Source organism: Erythrobacter sp. 'gip.4 top 5' (genome assembly GCF_056495765.1).
The window spans coordinates 1957550-1975457 of record NZ_CP200270.1 but is presented as its reverse complement, the minus strand read 5'-3'; the positions used below and the strand labels follow the sequence as shown (position 1 = coordinate 1975457).

The window sequence follows — 17908 nt, the reverse complement described above, 5'->3', positions numbered from 1 at the left end:
GCGCCGCATCGTCACCACCAGAACAGCCCGCCAATGACAAAAGCATAGCGCACAAACAGGCGGTTGCATCATGCCTGAAGGTCATATTGCTTGAGCAAATCGTACAAGGTCGGACGGCTGATACCGAGCAGCTTGGCGGTACTGGAGATGTTGCCTTCGCTGCGAGACAGGGCGTGACGGATTACCCGGCGATCGGCCGCCTCACGCGCGGATTTGAGATTGAGTACATCGGAATCCTGATCTTCTCCCATCTCCAGATCAAGATCGTCCGCGTTCACGAGCTTGCCATCCGCCATGATGACGGCGCGTTTCACCCGGTTTTCCAGCTCGCGCACATTGCCTGGCCATTCGTGTGCATCGATTGCCGCCAAGGCATCGGCAGCAAAGCCGGATACGGAAGGATTCATTTCGGCAGAAAAGCGTTTGAGGAATGCCTTGGCCAGCAGCACAGGATCGCCATGCCGCTCGGCAAGCCCTGGAATCCGTACGACGATTTCGGCAAGGCGATAAAAAAGATCTTCGCGGAAACTGCCGGACGTGATCATGCTTTCCAGATTTTGATGGGTTGCACAAACGATCCGGGTATTGACCGCGATCGCCCGGCGACCGCCGACCCGCTCGATCGTGCGTTCCTGCAGAAACCTCAGCAGCTTGACCTGAAGCGGCAGCGGTATGTCACCCACTTCGTCCAAGAACAACGTGCCGCCGTTAGCACTTTCGATCTTGCCCTCCGTAGTTTTGACAGCTCCGGTGAACGCGCCCTTTTCGTGCCCGAACAACTCGCTTTCGAGCAGAGTTTCCGGGATCGCAGCACAGTTGATCGCCACAAATGGCCCATCAGCCCGATCGCTGGCGTCGTGCAAGCCCTTTGCGAGCAATTCCTTGCCTGTACCGCTCGCACCGAGCAGCATGACCGACACGCTGGTCTTTGCGACCCGCTCAATCGTCCGAGCGACTTTGACCATTTCCGGCGCGCCAGTGATCAATCTGCCGAGCACGGTTTTATCGGCACTGCTGGAAGCGACGAGGCGCCGATTTTCCTCTTCGATAGCGCGCAGATTGAAAGCTCGCCGCACAATGAGGCCAAGCGCGTCGATATCGATTGGCTTCTGGTAAAAATCGTAAGCGCCGCGCGCGATGGCGGCGAGCGCGCTTTCACGGGCACCGTGACCACTCGCAACAATCACCTTGGTATCGGGTTTCAACGCCATAATTGCGTCAAGCACGGCAAAACCTTCGGTCGTGCCATCGGGATCGGGCGGCAAGCCAAGATCAAGCGTCACCACACCCGGCACGTCAGATCGCAGCGCCGCCATCGCACTGTCCCGGTCGCCCGCGATCACGACCTCAAAATCATCGTAAGCCCATTTGAGCTGCGCTTGCAGGCCCGGATCATCTTCGATCACCAGCAGAACGGGTTTCCTGTCGGCCATTACGCGACCTCCTGCGCCGTCATATCGTTAGCGCCTTGCGCACCCAAAAGCTGCACGGCGTTGGCCAAGGGCAGGGCCACCGAAAAGCGCGTGCCCAATCCTTCCCGGCTCTCCACAGCGATCCGTCCGCCCATGGCCTTGACCAATTCCCGTGCCTCAAAGGCACCGATGCCGAACCCGCCTGCCTTTGACGAAATGAAAGGCTTGAAAAGGCCCGTGCGAACGAAGGCCGGGCTCATGCCAATGCCAGCATCAACGACATCGATGGCACCATGCAAACCCTCCGACGTAACGTCCAGAAAGACCGGCATTGTCGCTTCGCTGGCATCAATCGCGTTTTGGACAAGGTGGATCAACGCCTGTTCCAATGCCTCGCGATCGCCCATCACTCGGACCGGGACCTCGCGGGTGAGCGCCACGGGATGCCCGCCCTTGAAGCGATCAGCGATGCTGCGCGCCACATCGACCAGATCAATGGGATTAGGCGCGTTGACGTGCCCCGCGCCATAGCGACCGAGCCGCGTCAAAAGCGCTGAAAGCTTGTCAGCGGAATTGCGCAACGTCACCAACATATCGGCGCGAAACGCTGGGTTGTCGGCGTGTCTCTCGGCATTGCTCGCCAGTAAAGACAGCTGGCTCACAAGATTTTTGATGTCGTGCATCACGAAGGCCATACGGCGGTTGAATTCGTCAAACCGGCTTGCATCCATCAATGCCTGCTGCCCCGCTTGTTCAGCCAGGTAGCTTGCGAGCTGCTGTCCGGCGACGCGCAGGAGATCGAAGTCCTCCCAATCAAGCTGGCGCGGACTGCGCGGGCGGGCCAGCAGAATGACACCCACCAGCCGGTCAAAATGGATCAACGGCACTAATGCCCAGGCGTCCTCAGCTTCCTTGAGCCATGGCGGCACATGGGCCGCCTCGCCATAGTGATCGACCCCGCTGCGCACCTCATCAAGGGAGAGCACAAGATTGTGCTGTTCAAGCAGGTTTGAAAGCCCAAATGCGCCACCTGCCGCAGGCACCGTCATGGTTGGCCAGTTCCAGCGAGCCCTAAGCTCCAATTGCGCGTCTTCGCTAGGCATAAGCAGCAGACCGGCGGGGCTTTCGGTAATATCGGCAAGCGCCTTGACCGCGCGTTCCTCAAGGCTGGCATTGCCTGCGCCACTGAGCCCGATGGTGCGTGTGAAGCGCAGCCACTCCTGCCGGTAATCATAGCGATGCTGGAACAGATGCTTCGTTGCGCTAACGCGGAGCCAGCCCCGCAAACGCGGTGAAGGTAACGCCAGTGCAGCGCCGATCACGGCAATAACCAAGAAGACCGATTGGCTTGCGCGAGCCATCTCACCGCCTAGCAGCGCGAGTGATTTGGTCACTACCACCATTCCGACCAGATAACTGCCGATCAATAGCAGTGATAAGGTTCGAAAGGCGACCGCGCGTGACGGGCTGAATTGAACGCGTGGTCCGGGTGCATTCATACCCAGCGCGAAGATTGCCGTCATAATCCCGGCAAAAAGTCCCCGCAGATCTCCAAGTGCGCCGGCAGAGCTGCCGATCAAACAAGTCAGCGTGTGCAGATTGAGGTCGTAGGCAAAAATCCCGGCAAGCCCTATGCCCGTCCAGCGCAAGACCGGACGCAGCGCATTTGCAGCGCCCGCATAAAGATTGTGCAGCAACATCAGCGCGCCAATCGCCACCATCATGTCGATCAGAGCACGCACCTCAAGCACTGTATCCTGGATGTCCGCGACGCGAATCTCGACAAACAGGACCATCATCTGGAGCATCTGCACAAGCACCAGCGCAATGATCACCGGACGGATCGGCTTGAGGCTAGCCGTGCGGCCGTCAGCGGAAAAAAGGCACAGGATCGTCGCGATAAGCGCAAGATTGCGCAACATTGCAGCCATCGCGACTGCGCTGTGCTGTGCCCCGAGTCCGGCCGCCATTGCGCACCAGATGGCGCTGAGCCCCGCTGCGATCATGAGTGCCGTCCGATCGGGCCGCGTGCGCTCACCATGCTGCCACATCCATACCACTGCACCTGCACTCAGCACGGCGCCCGCCACCCAAGCCAGGAAGCTTGCCAGATGCACAATTCCGCTGAGCCAGATCATCGCGCACCCTCCGGCCAAAGGATCACGCGCAGGGTCTGGAGCAGGATCACAAAATCAAGAAACGGGGTGTAGTTTTTGGCATAATACAGGTCATATTCGAGCTTACAGCGGCTATCTTCGACCGACGCGCCATAGGGAAAATTGATCTGCGCCCACCCGGTGATACCGGGTTTGACCATGTGGCGTTCACCGTAAAAGGGGATCTCTTCTTCTAGGCTTTCGACAAAGGACGGGACTTCCGGGCGCGGTCCCACAAAGCTCATTTCGCCCTTGAGCACACTCCATGTCTGCGGAAGTTCGTCCAACCGCACCTTGCGGATGAAGTGGCCCAACCGCGTGATCCGCGGATCATTTTTTTCGGCCCATTTGGCCCCGTCCTTTTCGGCATCGGTGCGCATGGAGCGCAGCTTAATGAGCGTGAATGTTTCTCCGTACAGACCCACACGCTTTTGGCGGAAGAACGCCGGCCCTTTGCTATCAAGCTTCACCAGGCCCGCAAACAGTACAATCAGCGGTAATGTTAGCGCCAGAAGGATCACGCTCGCCGTGATATCGAAAATGCGCTTCACTGCGCTCGAGAACATGCGCGAACTTGAAAAGCCATCGGAGAAGATCAGCCAGCTGGGATTGATCGTATCGAGATCGACCCGGCCGGTCTCCCGCTCGATAAAGCTCGAAAAATCATTGACGTGCACGCCCTTGGTCTTGATCCGCAGCAGGTCCTTCAATGGCAACGCATTGCGCCGCTCTTGCAACGCCAGCACAACTTCGGACACACCGAGGTTTTCGACGAACCTTCCGAGATCGTGGATCGCGGCCCGCGGGATTGCCTCTTCAACTTGGCGCTGGTCCTCGCTCATGGCGATGTAGGCCACAATCGCAAAGCCGGTCTCGGGCTTGTCACCCAACTCGCGCAGCCGCTGGGCCCGGTCGCCTGCACCCAGCACCATCACCCGGCGGCGGAATGCAGAAGAGCCGAGGAAGGAATTGAGCAGCAGGCGGTCTGCCACAAGCACGACGATCGCCAGCCCCATGGTGTAAAGCAGGGTTGAGCGCCAAAACATGTCGTTCGGAAAGAGAAAGTCGACCACCGCCAATGCAATGATGCCCAGACTGATCGCCACAAGCACGCGCGCTCCGGCGAAACGCAAGCTTCGCAGCGCATAGGGGCCGTAAACCCCCACAGCGATCATCGCCAACCAGATCACCAACGCCGTCCCGACCAGTGCAACGCCGCGGCCGCTGAAATCGCCGGGGTTCATACCAATCTGATGCGCGCGCCATTGCCATGCGACCTCGCTGGCCAGCACCAGCAAGCCAAGGTCAAGCAGGCCGAGCAAAAGTACGGCATGGGGGATGTAATGCTTGAACAGGCGGATCATGGTTTGCGGTCCGGTTAACCTTCTTGATCCGCCGAACTACGCGCAAGAAATGAAATGTCGGTAAACTTTACACTTCAAGCCAAAACGTCCGTCAGTGCCGAATCACCTACGTCTGGCGCCTGCTGGCAAGCCGGAGTGTTGCAGGGGTCAAGCATTCCGTCCGCCCACAGCGCCCGCAAGGCGTGCCAAGCGACACCGCATCTTCGCGGTCAAGCGACACCCCGCGGGCATGGGCAAGGTCGCCAGCGAACCGTGCTTCGATCCCCAGCACCACGGCGCGCCGCCCGGAACACATCACGCCATCACCGTCCACGGTGCGCGTGATTGTAAACCAATGCCGCGCCGCTGCATCACCCTCGCCGAAAGTGACGGCTTGTGTCAGAACCGTGCCGGGCCGTTCAAAGGCGGCATAGGGCACCCAGGCAGGCCAACGTGCACTTTCTAGCGGATACAACGCGCCGCTGCCGCCGGCTGTAAATTTAGTCAGCCGCCCGGCCCGATCGATCGTCGCGATGAAAAACGGAAGCCCTCGCTCACCGATCCTGCCCAAGGTGGTGAGCCGCTCTGCAATCTGATCGAAGCTGGCGGCGAAGCGACGTTGGAGCACGGCCAGGTCGTAGCCGGTTGCCTCGCAAGCTCTCAGGAAGCGGCGATAGGGCAGCAACAGCGCGCCTGCGAGATAATCGGTAATGTGTTCGCGAAAAGCCTCGCGCGCGTCTGACGCAGTCAGATTAGCGCCCGCTACGAGTGTATCGATACCCTCCCGCATCTCGAGCGCGCCGACCTGCCGCGCGATTTGGAAACGGCGGGCGGCGCCGGGCAGCATCTCGGACAATTGCAATTGCCGAGCGTGAAGATCGAGCCGGTGAACTTGTCCGGGCATCACTTCGGCGGGCAGGATGCGGACAGAAATCTGGTGCTTTTCGCGCAGGCGCTCTGACAGCGCGGCGCTGATTTCCCCGCGTGAGAGGCGCAGTTCGTCCGCCAGATCCTCAGCCGCGTGGTCAAGATCGGCAAAATGGTTTTGCCAGCGTTCAACCGCACGGCGCGCAGCAGCGGCGGTGTCTTCAACCGCCAACCGCTCACTCCCGGCGGTGTCATAGAGGCGCACAAAAGCAGCCGCGATTTGCGGTGCCGCCGCGAGGAATTCCTGCACCTCTTCGCGGTCAATGCCAAGATCGCCAAAACGCTTGTCAGCCAAGCGCCGCACCAATCCGTCGATCCCACCGATGGCGTCGTCTTCCCGCAAAGTTTTCGGATCAAAATCGAAGCGCTCAATAACCTGCACCAGCACCCGCGCTGAAAGCGGGCGCTGATTGCGTTCAATCAGGTTGAGATAGGACGGCGAAATCCCGAGCATGCCTGACATTGCAGCTTGGGTCAGGCCTTCGCGTTTACGCAAACGCCGAATCGCGGGACCGGCGAGGAGGTTGGTATCTGACATGGGACTTTTGTAAATAAATTGACTGATTGACACAAGTTCGCGCAGGAATGTCTGCATGACGACACGATTTTCTGTAATTTTTCCTATCATGCTGCGTCGCAACACGCCAAGGACGGTTCATCCAGCGGCGCTAAGCCCTCAAGGCGGGCGCCACTCCCCAGGATGGACAGGAGATGCTCATGACTTATCAAATCACCATCACCCGGATGCACGATGTGGTGACAGCAAATGGGCCAAGCTGGGGAGCGATCGATCCGGAAAGCGCAGCCCGCATGGTTATCCAGAACCGCTTCAAGACCGGTCTCGACATCGCCAAATATACCGCTGGGATCATGCGCGCCGACATGGCGGCTTACGATGCTGATCCAGCGCAATACACGCAGTCGCTGGGTTGCTGGCACGGCTTTATTGCACAGCAGAAGCTCATCGCGATCAAAAAGCATTTCGGCACAACCAAGCAGCGGTACCTGTACCTGTCGGGCTGGATGGTTGCCGCGCTGCGCAGCGAATTCGGCCCCCTCCCCGATCAGTCGATGCATGAGAAAACTTCGGTACCTGCGCTGATCGAAGAGCTTTACACCTTCCTCAAGCAAGCCGATGCCCGCGAGCTGGGCGGCATGTTCCGCGCGCTCGACGCGGCTCGCGAAGCGGGTGACGCTGTCGAAGCCAAGCGCCTCGAAAACGCCATCGACTCGTACGAAACCCATGTTGTGCCGATCATCGCCGATATCGATGCGGGCTTCGGTAACGCCGAGGCGACCTATCTGCTCGCCAAGAAGATGATTGAAGCGGGCGCCTGTGCACTCCAAATCGAAAATCAGGTTTCCGACGAAAAACAGTGCGGCCACCAGGATGGCAAGGTCACTGTGCCGCACGAAGATTTCCTCCAGAAGATCCGCGCCTGCCGGATGGCGTTTCTCGAAATGGGTGTGGAAGACGGGATCATTGTGGCCCGCACCGACTCGCTCGGCGCCGGCCTGACCAAGCAGATTGCGTTCTCGAAGGAGCCGGGCGATCTGGGCGACCAGTACAACAGCTTCCTTGATGCCGACGAAGTTGATCCCGCCAACATCACCAATGGTCAGGTGTTCATCAGCCGCGATGGCAAGCTGCTTTCGCCCAAGCGTCTGCCGTCAAACCTGTTTCAGTTTCGCGCTGGCACGGGCGTCGACCGCGTCGTGCTCGATTGCATCACGTCGCTCCAGAACGGCGCTGATCTATTGTGGATCGAAACGGAAAAGCCCCACGTGGAACAGATCGCCGAGATGGTCGATCGCATCCGCGAGGTCGTGCCGAATGCCAAGCTGGTCTACAACAACTCGCCCAGCTTCAACTGGACGCTGAACTTCCGCCAGCAGGTGTTCGATGCGTGGGAAGCTGCGGGCAAGGACGTAACGTCCTACGACCGCGCAAAGCTGATGAGTGTCGATTACGACACAACCGAATTGGCCGTCGAAGCCGATGAAAAGATCCGCACCTTCCAGCGCGACGGCGCAGCGCGGGCGGGAATCTTCCACCACCTCATCACGCTGCCGACCTATCACACGGCGGCGCTGAGCACCGACAACCTTGCCCGCGAATACTTCGGGGAAGCGGCGATGCTCGGCTACGTCAAGAACGTGCAGCGCGAAGAAATCCGCCAGGGCATCGCCTGTGTGAAGCACCAGAACATGTCTGGCAGCGACATTGGCGATGACCATAAGGAATACTTCGCCGGTGAAGCCGCGCTGAAGGCTGGCGGTGCGCACAACACCATGAACCAGTTCGAAGCAGTATAAGCTCTGGGAGAGCGCCGGAAGGCTGCAATTTTGTGGCCTTCCGGTTGCCCGCAAAGCCGCCTAAGGACTGCGGGTAGGCACCCTAGGAGAGTGATAATGACCGAGAACGAAGCCCCAAATCCCGAGCCCGCCCGCGCCCGCGCGTTGCTTTCGACTGCGGATATGAAGCTGCTGCGCCGCGCGCTTGAAAGCCATGCGCGCAACACAGAAGACCGTGAAGAGCTGGCCAAGATCAACGCCTTGCATCACCGTCTGGGCACTTACGTCCCCTCGTAAGACCAACCTGTTTCACAGTTCTCCTGGGGAGGAGAAACGGCCGCCGGATCGCTCTTCGAAAAGGGAGCGGTCCGGCGGCCGAATTTTTTTGCGTTCGTTGTTCTGACGAGCTTTTTGCGAAGAACGCTCAGCCGCCCTTTTTAGCCATCAGATCAAGCGTCGCCGCCGTCAGCGCCTCGGTCGCCGTCGCAATCACAACCGGGGCATCAGGCGCCCAAAACGGGGAGTGCAGCGAGGGCAAGGTGATCTCCCCCTTTTCGGCCCTTTCCCATTCTGCCGCTTTCACGCCGCCCACCCAAAGGATCAGCGATTCCACGTTCTCGCGATCGGCGCGGTAGAACTGGCTAAAATCCTCGCCCCCCATCACAGGCGGTACTTCAAACACCCGCCCTTCAAAACGCGGCGTGAGGCCGGCAATTACACGGTTGGTCAATTCAGGGGTGTTGTAGGTCGCCGGGGTATAGGGATCGGCAACAGTGACTTTTGGAAGCTTATCCTCCGGCATCCCTGCGGCAAGCGCCTCGCCTCGGGCAATCCGGGCGATGCCGTCGAGCAGCGCTTTTCGCGTTTCGTCCGAATAGCTGCGAACCGTGATCTGGAGGCGGGCTTCGTCAGGAATAATGTTGTGCTTGGACCCGGCCTGGAAACTGCCAACCGTGACAACGGCGGAATCGGTCGGGTTGAGTTCGCGGCTCACCAAGGTCTGCAACCGCATCACGATGCTCGATGCCAGCACCACCGGATCCTTGGTCGTATGCGGATAGGCGCCGTGCCCACCCACACCCGGCACAACAATGTCCACGCTGTCGACATTGGCGAGGGCAAAGCCCTTGGCGTAGCCGATCATCCCTGCGGGCGACTGCGCGGCATCATGGAACGCGAGCACGTAATCAGGCTTGGGGAAACGGGTGTAGAGCCCGTCGTCCAGCATCGCCTTGGCGCCTTCGCCGATCTCCTCGGCGGGCTGGAGGATCATCACCAGCGTGCCTGACCAATCCTTGCGCCGCTCTGCCAGCTGCTGGGCGGTGCCGATCCATGCCGCCATGTGCGTATCATGGCCGCACGCGTGCATCACCCCGGTCTCGATCCCGGTTGCCGGCACAGCCCGCCGCTTGGAGGCATAGGGCAGTCCGGTCTGCTCGATCACCGGCAGCCCATCCATATCGGCGCGCAGCATCACCGTGGGGCCATCACCGTTTTTCATCACCGCCACCACGCCGGTCTTGCCAACGCCCTCGGTCACTGCAAACCCCAGCGCCCGAGCGCGGATAGCAAGTTTCTTCGCGGTTTCGACTTCCTGAAAACTGAGTTCAGGATTGGCGTGCAGGTCTTGGTAGAGCTCGACCAATTTGGGCAAATCAGCCGCGACTGCATCGCGCAATTCATCGGCCTGCGCGGGCACTGCGGCCAGCGCGAGAAAGCTTGCTCCTGCCCATGCTGTCGCTGTTGCCGTTGCCAGTTTCATGCCGGTACTCCCCTCAAATGATTTACAATCCGTACCATATCACCAGCAAGATCGAGAGCACGGTGACCATCAAAGCCACCAGCGGCACCCCTGCACGCAGATAATCGCCAAACTCATATCCGCCTTCCGACATGATCAACATGTTGGTTTGATAGGCAATCGGCGTAGCGTAACACAGGTTGCAGCCGAAGAGGACAGCCAGCACCAGGGGTTCGGGCGGCAGGCCGAGCTGCGATGCAATGCTGAAGGCGATGGGTGTGCCGATGGTGGCGGCGGTGGCGTTGGAGGCGAAATTGGTGACAATCGTTACGAACAGCATGATCGCAGACAGGATCAGCGCAGGCGGCAGATAGGCCAGCCCCAGCGAAAGCGCCTGTCCCAACCAGTCTGCCGCACCGCTTTCGTCAATAACCCGGCCAATCGCCAGACTGGCGGCGATCAATACGATCACCTTGGCCGAAAGCGCACGGCCAACGCGGTCAAACTTGACGCAGCCTGTAACAAACATGACGATCGCACCTGCCAGCGCCGAAATTGCGATGGGCAACTTGATCGGAGCGTAACTGCCGCCGTCAAACCAGGGCAGACCGATCGAAGCCGTTGCAATGGCACCCAGCATGATCGCGCCTGCCAGAACCGCTTTTGATCGGCGCGGCAGTTCGCGCGCGCCTTCAAGCCGCAGCAAGCCATCATTGCGGGCGAAGGTTTGCAGGTCGTCGTCAATGCCCATGACCAGCAGCACATCGCCTTCCAGAATGCGCAAATCACCAGCTTCGGAATAGATGTCCCGTTCGCCCAGCAACCGATCGGGCCGGTGAATGCCCAGCACGGCAACGCCGTACAGATCGGCAATTCCCGAGCTGGCTAACGTCCGGGTGATCAGGCGCGAATCCGCTGTCACCGTCATCTCAACCGCGACCACATCTTCGCCATGGACTTTGGAAACCCGGCGAATGCGATCAAGCACCCAGCTGGGCGCCAGTTCGCCCTTCATCACGCGCGCCGCTTCCTCAAGCGCTTCATGCGTTCCGGAGATATGAAGGCGCTGCTCGGGCTGGAGCAGGCCACTAGGCCTGTCATGGAAGGTGATGCCGTCTGGCAGTTTGGCAGTGATCGCTGACAGTTCGGCGCCTGAAAGCAGGCTGCTGGTGCCGACCCGCAGGCGGGTGTGGAAGGTCCGCCGAATATTGTCAGCCACCACGCTGTTATCCCGCAGCAATCGCGGCATCACGAGCCACAGATAGGGTAGCGCAAACATCGCAGCAATCAGCACAATCGGTGTGAATTCGAACACGCCCAAGGGCCGCATTCCGATGTCCGACGCAATGGATACCACCAGAATGTTGGTCGACGTGCCGATCGTGGTCGCCATCCCGCCAATCAACACGGCGGCATTGATCGGCATCAGTGTCTTGGAGGAGGCCATCAGTCCCTTGCCTGCCAGCGCCACAAGAATCGGCAGCAACAGGACCATCACAGGGGTGTCATTGATGAACATCGACAAGGTCAGTGCGATCAGCAAGGCCGCCAACAAGCCGATCTGGCCATTGATTCGAAAGACGCTTTCCAGCAACCGAGCAAAGGGCTCTAACGCGCCGGTCACCACCAGCCCTCGCCCCAAGATCATCAAGGCGCAGATCGTGATCAAGGCCTGGTGCCCGAAGCCGCCGAATGCCAGAGCCAACCCGTCTGTCGGCTTTGAACCTTCTAACGGCACGAAATACAGGCCCACCCCGATCACCGCGATGATGACGAGCGAGATAATTTCCTCAGGGTATCGCCCCCTGGCAAAGCCAATAAACATCGCGATTGTCACCGCCATGGCCGCTATTGCGTGATAGGATGGGGGTTCCAACATGGGGTGGTCTTAGGGGCTAGCCAATCGGAAGGGCGACCGGCAAGCGTTATCTGCAAGCTGCCGCGATTGCGCGTGGCGCACTGCGTAATGCCAGCACAAAACCCGGGCTGTATCGGCCCTCAATGCGTTATGATCGCAGATGGCCGGCACCCGCCTGATCTGGCGCTCTTCGCTGCATCCGCTTCGCATAGAAAAGGAATGGTGCCCCTGGCCAGACTCGAACTGGCACTTCTTTCGAAACTCGATTTTGAGTAGGTCGAGACTACCTTAACTGTTTGATATTAAACGATAAAATCTTAGCAATTGGATTTTTGTGTAAGGTTTTGTGTAAGTGTGTAAGACATGTGTAAGGGTTTCCCACAAATAATCGGATGCGGCTGACACCGTTCAACACCGTTAGTCGGTCCCGCCCTTGTAGTCCATATTTCGCTGCTTGGACCTCGCTCCTTTCGGCTTGTCCGCAGTGTTTCCCCCGCGCGCAATTTGAATTCTGCGCAGACAGTTGCTTCGGATGCGTTGGGAGCCTCTGGGCATAACGACGAGCTTCCCGAATTTTCGAGATTTAGGACAGCCGAAACCTGAAAAAACGAGACTTAAGCATTGCGAGTGACGGTCGGCGGAACTGGTCGGCGGAGGCTGTCAAACGCTCCAATCTTCGACCTTGAGGATATCGATCATTAAAAGCGCCTGATCGGCGCTGACAAGCGTGGCATCCAGCGCCAACGCATGAGCCGCAATCATCAGATCGAGCGGAGCGATCGTGATGCCTTCGGCTTCGAGCGCAGCTCGCAGGGTTCCGTAATGCGGCGCAATTGCATCGCTCCAAGGCAGAATGTCGGCATAACGCAAAAACTCGCGCACCAACTTGGCTAGTGACGTCGCCTCCGGGCGCTTCGCTAAGCCATAGTGCATCTCAGCGGCTGTGACTGAGGAAATTGCCAGGGCCGAAAGCGGCACCGATGCGGCGCGCGCGCAAACAGGCTCTCGCTGTCGCAGGATCGCGCTGGCTGCGTTGGTGTCGAGCAAATAGCGCCCGGTTTGCGCCGAACTCACGCCCCGTCCTTATCCTCGGTCGGCCAATCCTCGAAGGGATCGCGATCTTGCGGTGGCGTCAGCCGCTCATCGTTCCCGAGAAAGTCGTCGGGAATGTCGGCCTTCAGCTTTTGCGCAAAGGCAAAAAACTCGGCAAGGCTTTCTGGCTTGCGCGAGAGAATCACGTCGCCGGTCTGCTCATCGCGTCGGATACTGACTTCGCTCCCCTCAAAGCGGTAGCTAAGCGGCAGGCGCACGGCTTGACTCTTGCCATTCTGAAATAGCTTGGCGGTTTGACCCATGGCGAAAGCTCCTTGATATATACTATAGTCTATCACAATGAGCCTTAGGCAGCAAGCGAATCAGCGTGAACGTCTGCGGTGTGATCGCCAGTGAATTGGTGTTGGTGGGCATATCCATATTCATACCCATAAATATCCAAAGATCAGTGGTTGTCGTCTCCAGCCAAGCCATCGCCAATTTGGTGGCGCAGTCTACAGTTTTGGAAGCCGACGAACCACCGGCGTGGACTGGATGATGGCGGTGTCGGTCGAAGCCAGAAGCACAAATCGTCCAACTACCGCCTCAAGCTCCTGCACATCGCGAACCACCACCCTGACCAAGAAGCAATCCTCGCCCGTGACATGGTCGGCTTCGACAACCTCGGGGGTGTCGATCAGCAATTGCTCCAGACGCTTTATCTGACCGGGCAAGGCCCGCATTCGCACAAAGGCTGCGGTGTTGAGTCCGAAGGCCTTGGGATCGATGATCGCCGTGTAGCCCTGAATGGCCCCTGCGTCTTTCAGCTTCTCGATCCGATCGGTCACGCTGGGGCTTGACAGGTCAATCACTTCGGCAAGTTCGCGGAGGGTCATCCTACCGTTTTCGAACAGTGCCGAGATAATGGCTCGATCGGTTTTGTCGATTTGCCGGATAACATAACGGCTTCGATTCATTGCTCAGGCCTAGCTGGTTGACACCGGCGAGGCCTTGAGATTGCAAAGGCGAATGCTCGTTTTTGCCTTAGATATCTAAAGCCAGGCTATGAATCGGGCAGACAGCGAACCCATCCGGCGGCGACCACACAGTCCGCACGGATCAGGATTGAAGGTGAAAGACCGTTACGGCTTTCGATAGACGCATCGAAACACCGGAAACGCCTTAGCGAGTCCATGGCCGATCCAATCGCTGAACAGCTAACAATGGTGGCATAGTCGCGCAGAGTAATACTGCGCCAACTTGTAGCTTTGGGAGTATTTCAAAGTGATCGGGCAAGCACATCCGCGCTCAGATACCGCTACAAGGGGTGGTGCCGCATAATGGCCTACTCTGCGGCTGCCTTGCTTGCACTGGCGTCGCAATGCGCACCAAGCGTCGCACCCGAAACGGTGCTGGCGATCATTCAAACCGAAAGCAGCGGCGAGCCATTCGCCCTCAATGTCAACGGCGGACGACAACCCGCGCCCCAAGGTAACGCCGCTGATGCTGCCGCAATTGCGCGGCGCTATGTCGCGGCAGGCTATTCGGTCGATCTTGGCCTTAGCCAGATCAACTCGCGCAACATGCGGTGGCTCGGTCTGACATGGGAGACGGTGTTCGACCCCTGCACCAATGTCGCCGCCCTTGGCCGCGTTCTCACCAGCAACTACAATGCCGTCAGTGCCGGACGACATCCGCAAAATGCCCTGCGGGTGGCCCTCTCGATGTATAACACGGGCAGCCTGACGCGCGGTTTCCGAAATGGCTATGTCGCCAAAGTCGAGCGCAACGCGGGCGTTGCGCAGACCGTCACCAGCGCGCCGTTGATCTTTGCGACGGCTGCATCGGCTTCGGTCGATCAACGCGCCGTGTTGATGGCAGAAAACACCACGCCGGAAGCGCCGTCGGTCCAGACGCGCCCTGCACCGCCGCCAAGCTGGAACGTCTTCGAGCGTGCCGCTTATGACCGCGAGGCCCGATCCCTTGCCGAAAACGAAAGGCCCAGCACATGAACGTCATCCTGAGAGCCGGGCGCGGGGTCGGCACGTGGCGCGCCGCCTGCACCGCGAGATTCAACCGCTTGCCCAAGACCTGGCAAAACACGATCATCTGGAGCATCGCCCTAGTGGCGGCGATGGCCGTAACGCTTGCCAGTCCCGATCCAGCCTATGCGCAAAATCTGGAGAGCTTCGCCAGCAAGGTCCGCGCCCTGCTGTCGTCGACTCTGCTCCGCACCCTGGCCGTCATTGCCGTCATCGTTACCGGCCTACTCTGGTTCACGGGGCGCGCTTCGACGGCGGTGCTGGTCACCGTGATCATCGGCATTGCCATCGTGTTTTCCGCAGACGCCATCGTCGGCGCGATTGCCGGATAGCGCCATGACGGACGACGCCGAAACCCTGGCCAAGAACACGCTGTTCCTCGCGGTGACGCGCCCGGCGCTGTGGGCGGGCATTCCGATCGAGGCGGCGGTGTTGCTGCTGATTTCGAGCGCGTCGGTGCTGATCTGGAGCAACAGTCCGATCTATGCGGCACTGATCGTGGCATTCGGCTATTCGATCTCGCGGCTGATCGTGCGCCATGACGTCAATGCCTTCCGCCTGCTGTTCCTCTGGGGCCGTACCAAGGCGGGCAATCGCAACCGGGCGTTCTGGGGCGGAAGCAGCTATTCGCCGCTGCCGCTCTCGGGCCTGCGCCGCAAAGGCTTTGGCCGTCATGGCTAGGCTGCTCGCCCCAAGCGCCCTCATTTCTGGGGCGGTGCCGCTCAAGGTGGCACAACGCGAGGCGAGCCCGGAAAAATTCCTGCCCTATGCGCGCCACGTCAACGAGGAGATGGTGGTGCTCGATTCCGGCGACATCATGCTGACCTTCGAGTTGCAAGGCCGGGCCTTCGAGACCGCCGATGTCCGCGATTTGAACGACTGGCATACCAAGCTCAACGGGATGCTTCGCAACCTGCACGACGAACGGCTGTCGATCTGGACGCATCTGATCAGGATGCGGGTCGATCAATATCCAGGCGGTGCCTTTAAATCGGGTTTTGCCGCCGATCTCGACCGCGCCTATTTCGGGCGGGTCAACCGCGAGCGGATGTTCATCAACCGCTTCTTCGCGACCCTGGTGATCCGTCCGGCCGCCACTGGTGGCGACAAGATCATCCAGTTGTTCAAGCGCAAGGTATCGGGAGAGGCCAGGCAAGGCGCGTCGGCGGGTATTGGGATCGACGAGTCGCTGATCGAGCTGCTCGACGACAAGGCCCGCGATTTCGAGAAACTGATGGCGCGCTGCGAGCCGCGCCGCTGCGCGATCTACGAGCATCGCGGCCTCATGTTCTCAGAGACGATGGAAGTGGCCGACATGGTGATGACCGGACGTCGCCGTCGTGTCCCCGTTGTGCGCGGTCATTTGGGCGGTGCGCTCTACCGCTCGCGCACGATCTTCGGTGCGGAAACCATCGAAGTCCGCGACGCCGATGCGTCGGCGTTCGGTGGCATCTTCGGCATTCGCGAGTATCCCGCACAGACCACCCCGCGCCAGTTCGAGGCGCTGCTGTCAGTCGATTTCGGGTTTGTGCTGACACAGAGTTTCACTTTTCTCGGCCGGGCGGCGGCAACCGAGAAATTCCGGCTGCGGATGACGCAGATGGAAAACGCGGGCGATCGGGCTGTCAGCCAGGCCGATGCGCTGATCGATGCGGGCGATGACCTGATGTCGAACCGCTTCGTGCTGGGCGACCACCATTTCACGCTCGCGGTCTATGCCAATTCGATGAAGGCGCTGCGCGACCATCTGTCGGTCGCCCGCGCGGCGCTTGCCGACACCGGCATGGTCGCGGCCCGCGAAGGCGCTGCGCTCGAAGCCGCTTACTGGTCGCAGCTCGTCGGTAATTTCGCATGGCGCGCTCGGCCTGCGCCAATCACCTCGCTCAATTTCGCCGCGTTCGCGCCGTTCCATACGATTCCGGCAGGCAGTGCTACCGGCAACCACTGGGGCGACGCTGTGGCGTTACTCAAAACCAATGCCCGCAGCCCGTATTTCTTCAATTTCCACAAGGGAGACCTTGGTCATACGCTGATCATCGGCCCGTCGGGCGGCGGCAAGACTGTGCTGCTTAACTTCCTGATGGCGCAGGCCGAAAAGACCGGCGCGCGACAAATTTTCATCGACAAGGATCGCGGCGCGCAAATCTTCGTCCAGGCCAGCGGCGGCACCTACCTTGCACTGCATAACGGCATCGCCACGGGCTTTTCGCCGCTCAAAGCCCTGACCGACCGCGCCGAAGACAAGACGTTCCTGTCGATCTTCATCCGCCAGCTCGTCCGCGCCGACGGGAAACCGATCTCTGTCCAGGAGGAACGCCTGATCGAGGACGGCATCAACGCCGTGATGAAACTTCCGGTCGCCGACCGTTCCTTGAGCGCGCTCCGCTCGATGCTCGGCATGAAGGATTCGAGCGGGGTCGGCGCGCGGCTCGAAAAATGGACCTCGGAAGGCGCGCTCGGCTGGGTGTTCGATAACGCGGACGACAGCATGACGCTCGATGCGCGGTTCATCGGTTTCGACATGACCGATTTCCTCGACAATGCCGACATCCGCACGCCGGTCATGCTCTATCTGTTCCACCGGATCGACCGGCTGCTAACCGGCGAACGGATGATCATCTGCATCGACGAATTCTGGAAAGCGCTGGGCGATGACGCCTTCCGGCGCTTCGCACAGGACGGCCTCAAGACCTACCGTAAGCGCAACGCGGTGCTGGTGTTCGCGACGCAATCGCCCGCCGATGCGCTGAAAAGCGACATCAGCCATTCGATCCTCGAACAGGTCGCCACCAAGATCATGCTGCCGAACCCGTTCGGGGCGCGACGCGATTATGTCGACGGGTTCGCGCTGTCCGACGCCGAATTCAAGCTGGTGCGCGAAGACCTCGCGCCCGAAAGCCACAAGTTTCTGGTCAAGCAGGGCCATGACAGCGTGGTGGTCGAACTCGACCTCTCCGGCCTTGATGACGCGCTCGCGGTGCTGTCGGGCCGCGCCGAAACCACGGCTGTTGCCGATGACGTGATTGCCGAGGTGGGACGTAATCCCGCCGTCTGGCTCCCGCTCTTCCACCAACGGAGGCGTCCAAGTTGACCTGACAGCGA

The 17908-nt window shown here is 59.8% G+C and carries 15 protein-coding genes; 6 read left to right on the top strand and 9 right to left on the bottom strand.

Features of this window, described 5'->3' with window-relative positions; genetic code table 11:
* Positions 1–68 precede the first annotated feature (68 nt).
* From prsR to ACRANW_RS09460, 4 genes are all read right to left on the bottom strand, one after another.
* Positions 69–1433, bottom strand: coding sequence for a PEP-CTERM-box response regulator transcription factor (prsR, locus tag ACRANW_RS09475; protein ID WP_479431555.1), 1365 nt, complete (start codon positions 1431–1433; stop codon positions 69–71).
* Positions 1433–3550, bottom strand: coding sequence for an XrtA/PEP-CTERM system histidine kinase PrsK (prsK, locus tag ACRANW_RS09470; RefSeq protein WP_479431554.1), 2118 nt, complete (start codon positions 3548–3550; stop codon positions 1433–1435). The genes prsR and prsK overlap by 1 nt, the downstream gene beginning before the upstream one ends.
* Positions 3547–4932, bottom strand: coding sequence for a TIGR03013 family XrtA/PEP-CTERM system glycosyltransferase (locus tag ACRANW_RS09465; protein WP_479431553.1), 1386 nt, complete (start codon positions 4930–4932; stop codon positions 3547–3549). Before ACRANW_RS09465 ends, prsK begins: the two co-directional genes overlap by 4 nt.
* A 106-nt stretch (positions 4933–5038) precedes the next feature.
* Entirely contained in the window at positions 5039–6376 is a 1338-nt protein-coding gene (locus ACRANW_RS09460) for a helix-turn-helix domain-containing protein (RefSeq protein WP_479431552.1), read from the bottom strand.
* A gap of 179 nt (positions 6377–6555) precedes the next feature.
* Between ACRANW_RS09460 and ACRANW_RS09455 the strand changes: the two genes are divergently transcribed.
* Both ACRANW_RS09455 and ACRANW_RS09450 read left to right on the top strand, forming a co-directional pair.
* Positions 6556–8154 carry an isocitrate lyase gene (locus tag ACRANW_RS09455; RefSeq protein WP_479431551.1) on the top strand — a complete coding sequence of 533 codons (1599 nt, stop codon included), beginning with the start codon at positions 6556–6558 and terminating at the stop codon, positions 8152–8154.
* A 96-nt stretch (positions 8155–8250) separates the two neighbouring features.
* On the top strand, positions 8251–8430 hold the full coding sequence (locus ACRANW_RS09450; RefSeq protein ID WP_479431550.1) for a hypothetical protein: 180 nt from the start codon (positions 8251–8253) through the stop codon (positions 8428–8430).
* A 127-nt stretch (positions 8431–8557) separates the two neighbouring features.
* On the opposite strand, the gene ACRANW_RS09445 is transcribed toward ACRANW_RS09450, so the two are convergent.
* From ACRANW_RS09445 to ACRANW_RS09425, 5 genes are all read right to left on the bottom strand, one after another.
* Complete coding sequence (locus tag ACRANW_RS09445; protein WP_479431549.1) at positions 8558–9895, bottom strand: amidohydrolase; 1338 nt, start codon at positions 9893–9895, stop codon at positions 8558–8560.
* A gap of 22 nt (positions 9896–9917) precedes the next feature.
* Positions 9918–11717: an SLC13 family permease gene (locus tag ACRANW_RS09440; protein ID WP_479431548.1), complete on the bottom strand. Its 1800-nt coding sequence runs from the start codon at positions 11715–11717 to the stop codon at positions 9918–9920.
* 675 nt (positions 11718–12392) lie between these two features.
* The gene (locus ACRANW_RS09435) at positions 12393–12806 is read right to left on the bottom strand and encodes a PIN domain-containing protein (protein ID WP_479431547.1); all 414 of its coding nucleotides are present in this window, start codon (positions 12804–12806) and stop codon (positions 12393–12395) included.
* Positions 12803–13087 (bottom strand): antitoxin, encoded by a 285-nt coding sequence (locus tag ACRANW_RS09430; protein ID WP_479431546.1) that lies wholly within the window; start codon positions 13085–13087, stop codon positions 12803–12805. The genes ACRANW_RS09435 and ACRANW_RS09430 overlap by 4 nt, the downstream gene beginning before the upstream one ends.
* Before the next feature lie 192 nt (positions 13088–13279).
* Positions 13280–13741, bottom strand: coding sequence for an Lrp/AsnC family transcriptional regulator (locus ACRANW_RS09425; protein ID WP_479431545.1), 462 nt, complete (start codon positions 13739–13741; stop codon positions 13280–13282).
* A gap of 363 nt (positions 13742–14104) precedes the next feature.
* Between ACRANW_RS09425 and ACRANW_RS09420 the strand changes: the two genes are divergently transcribed.
* From ACRANW_RS09420 to ACRANW_RS09405, 4 genes are read left to right on the top strand one after another with little or no spacing between them, the layout of a single operon-like run.
* The gene (locus tag ACRANW_RS09420) at positions 14105–14776 is read left to right on the top strand and encodes a lytic transglycosylase domain-containing protein (protein ID WP_479431544.1); all 672 of its coding nucleotides are present in this window, start codon (positions 14105–14107) and stop codon (positions 14774–14776) included.
* Positions 14773–15138, top strand: coding sequence for a TrbC/VirB2 family protein (locus tag ACRANW_RS09415; protein WP_479431543.1), 366 nt, complete (start codon positions 14773–14775; stop codon positions 15136–15138). Before ACRANW_RS09420 ends, ACRANW_RS09415 begins: the two co-directional genes overlap by 4 nt.
* A gap of 4 nt (positions 15139–15142) precedes the next feature.
* On the top strand, positions 15143–15487 hold the full coding sequence (locus ACRANW_RS09410) for a VirB3 family type IV secretion system protein (RefSeq protein ID WP_479431542.1): 345 nt from the start codon (positions 15143–15145) through the stop codon (positions 15485–15487).
* Positions 15480–17897 (top strand): VirB4 family type IV secretion/conjugal transfer ATPase, encoded by a 2418-nt coding sequence (locus ACRANW_RS09405; protein ID WP_479431541.1) that lies wholly within the window; start codon positions 15480–15482, stop codon positions 17895–17897. The genes ACRANW_RS09410 and ACRANW_RS09405 overlap by 8 nt, the downstream gene beginning before the upstream one ends.
* Positions 17898–17908: the final 11 nt, after the last annotated feature.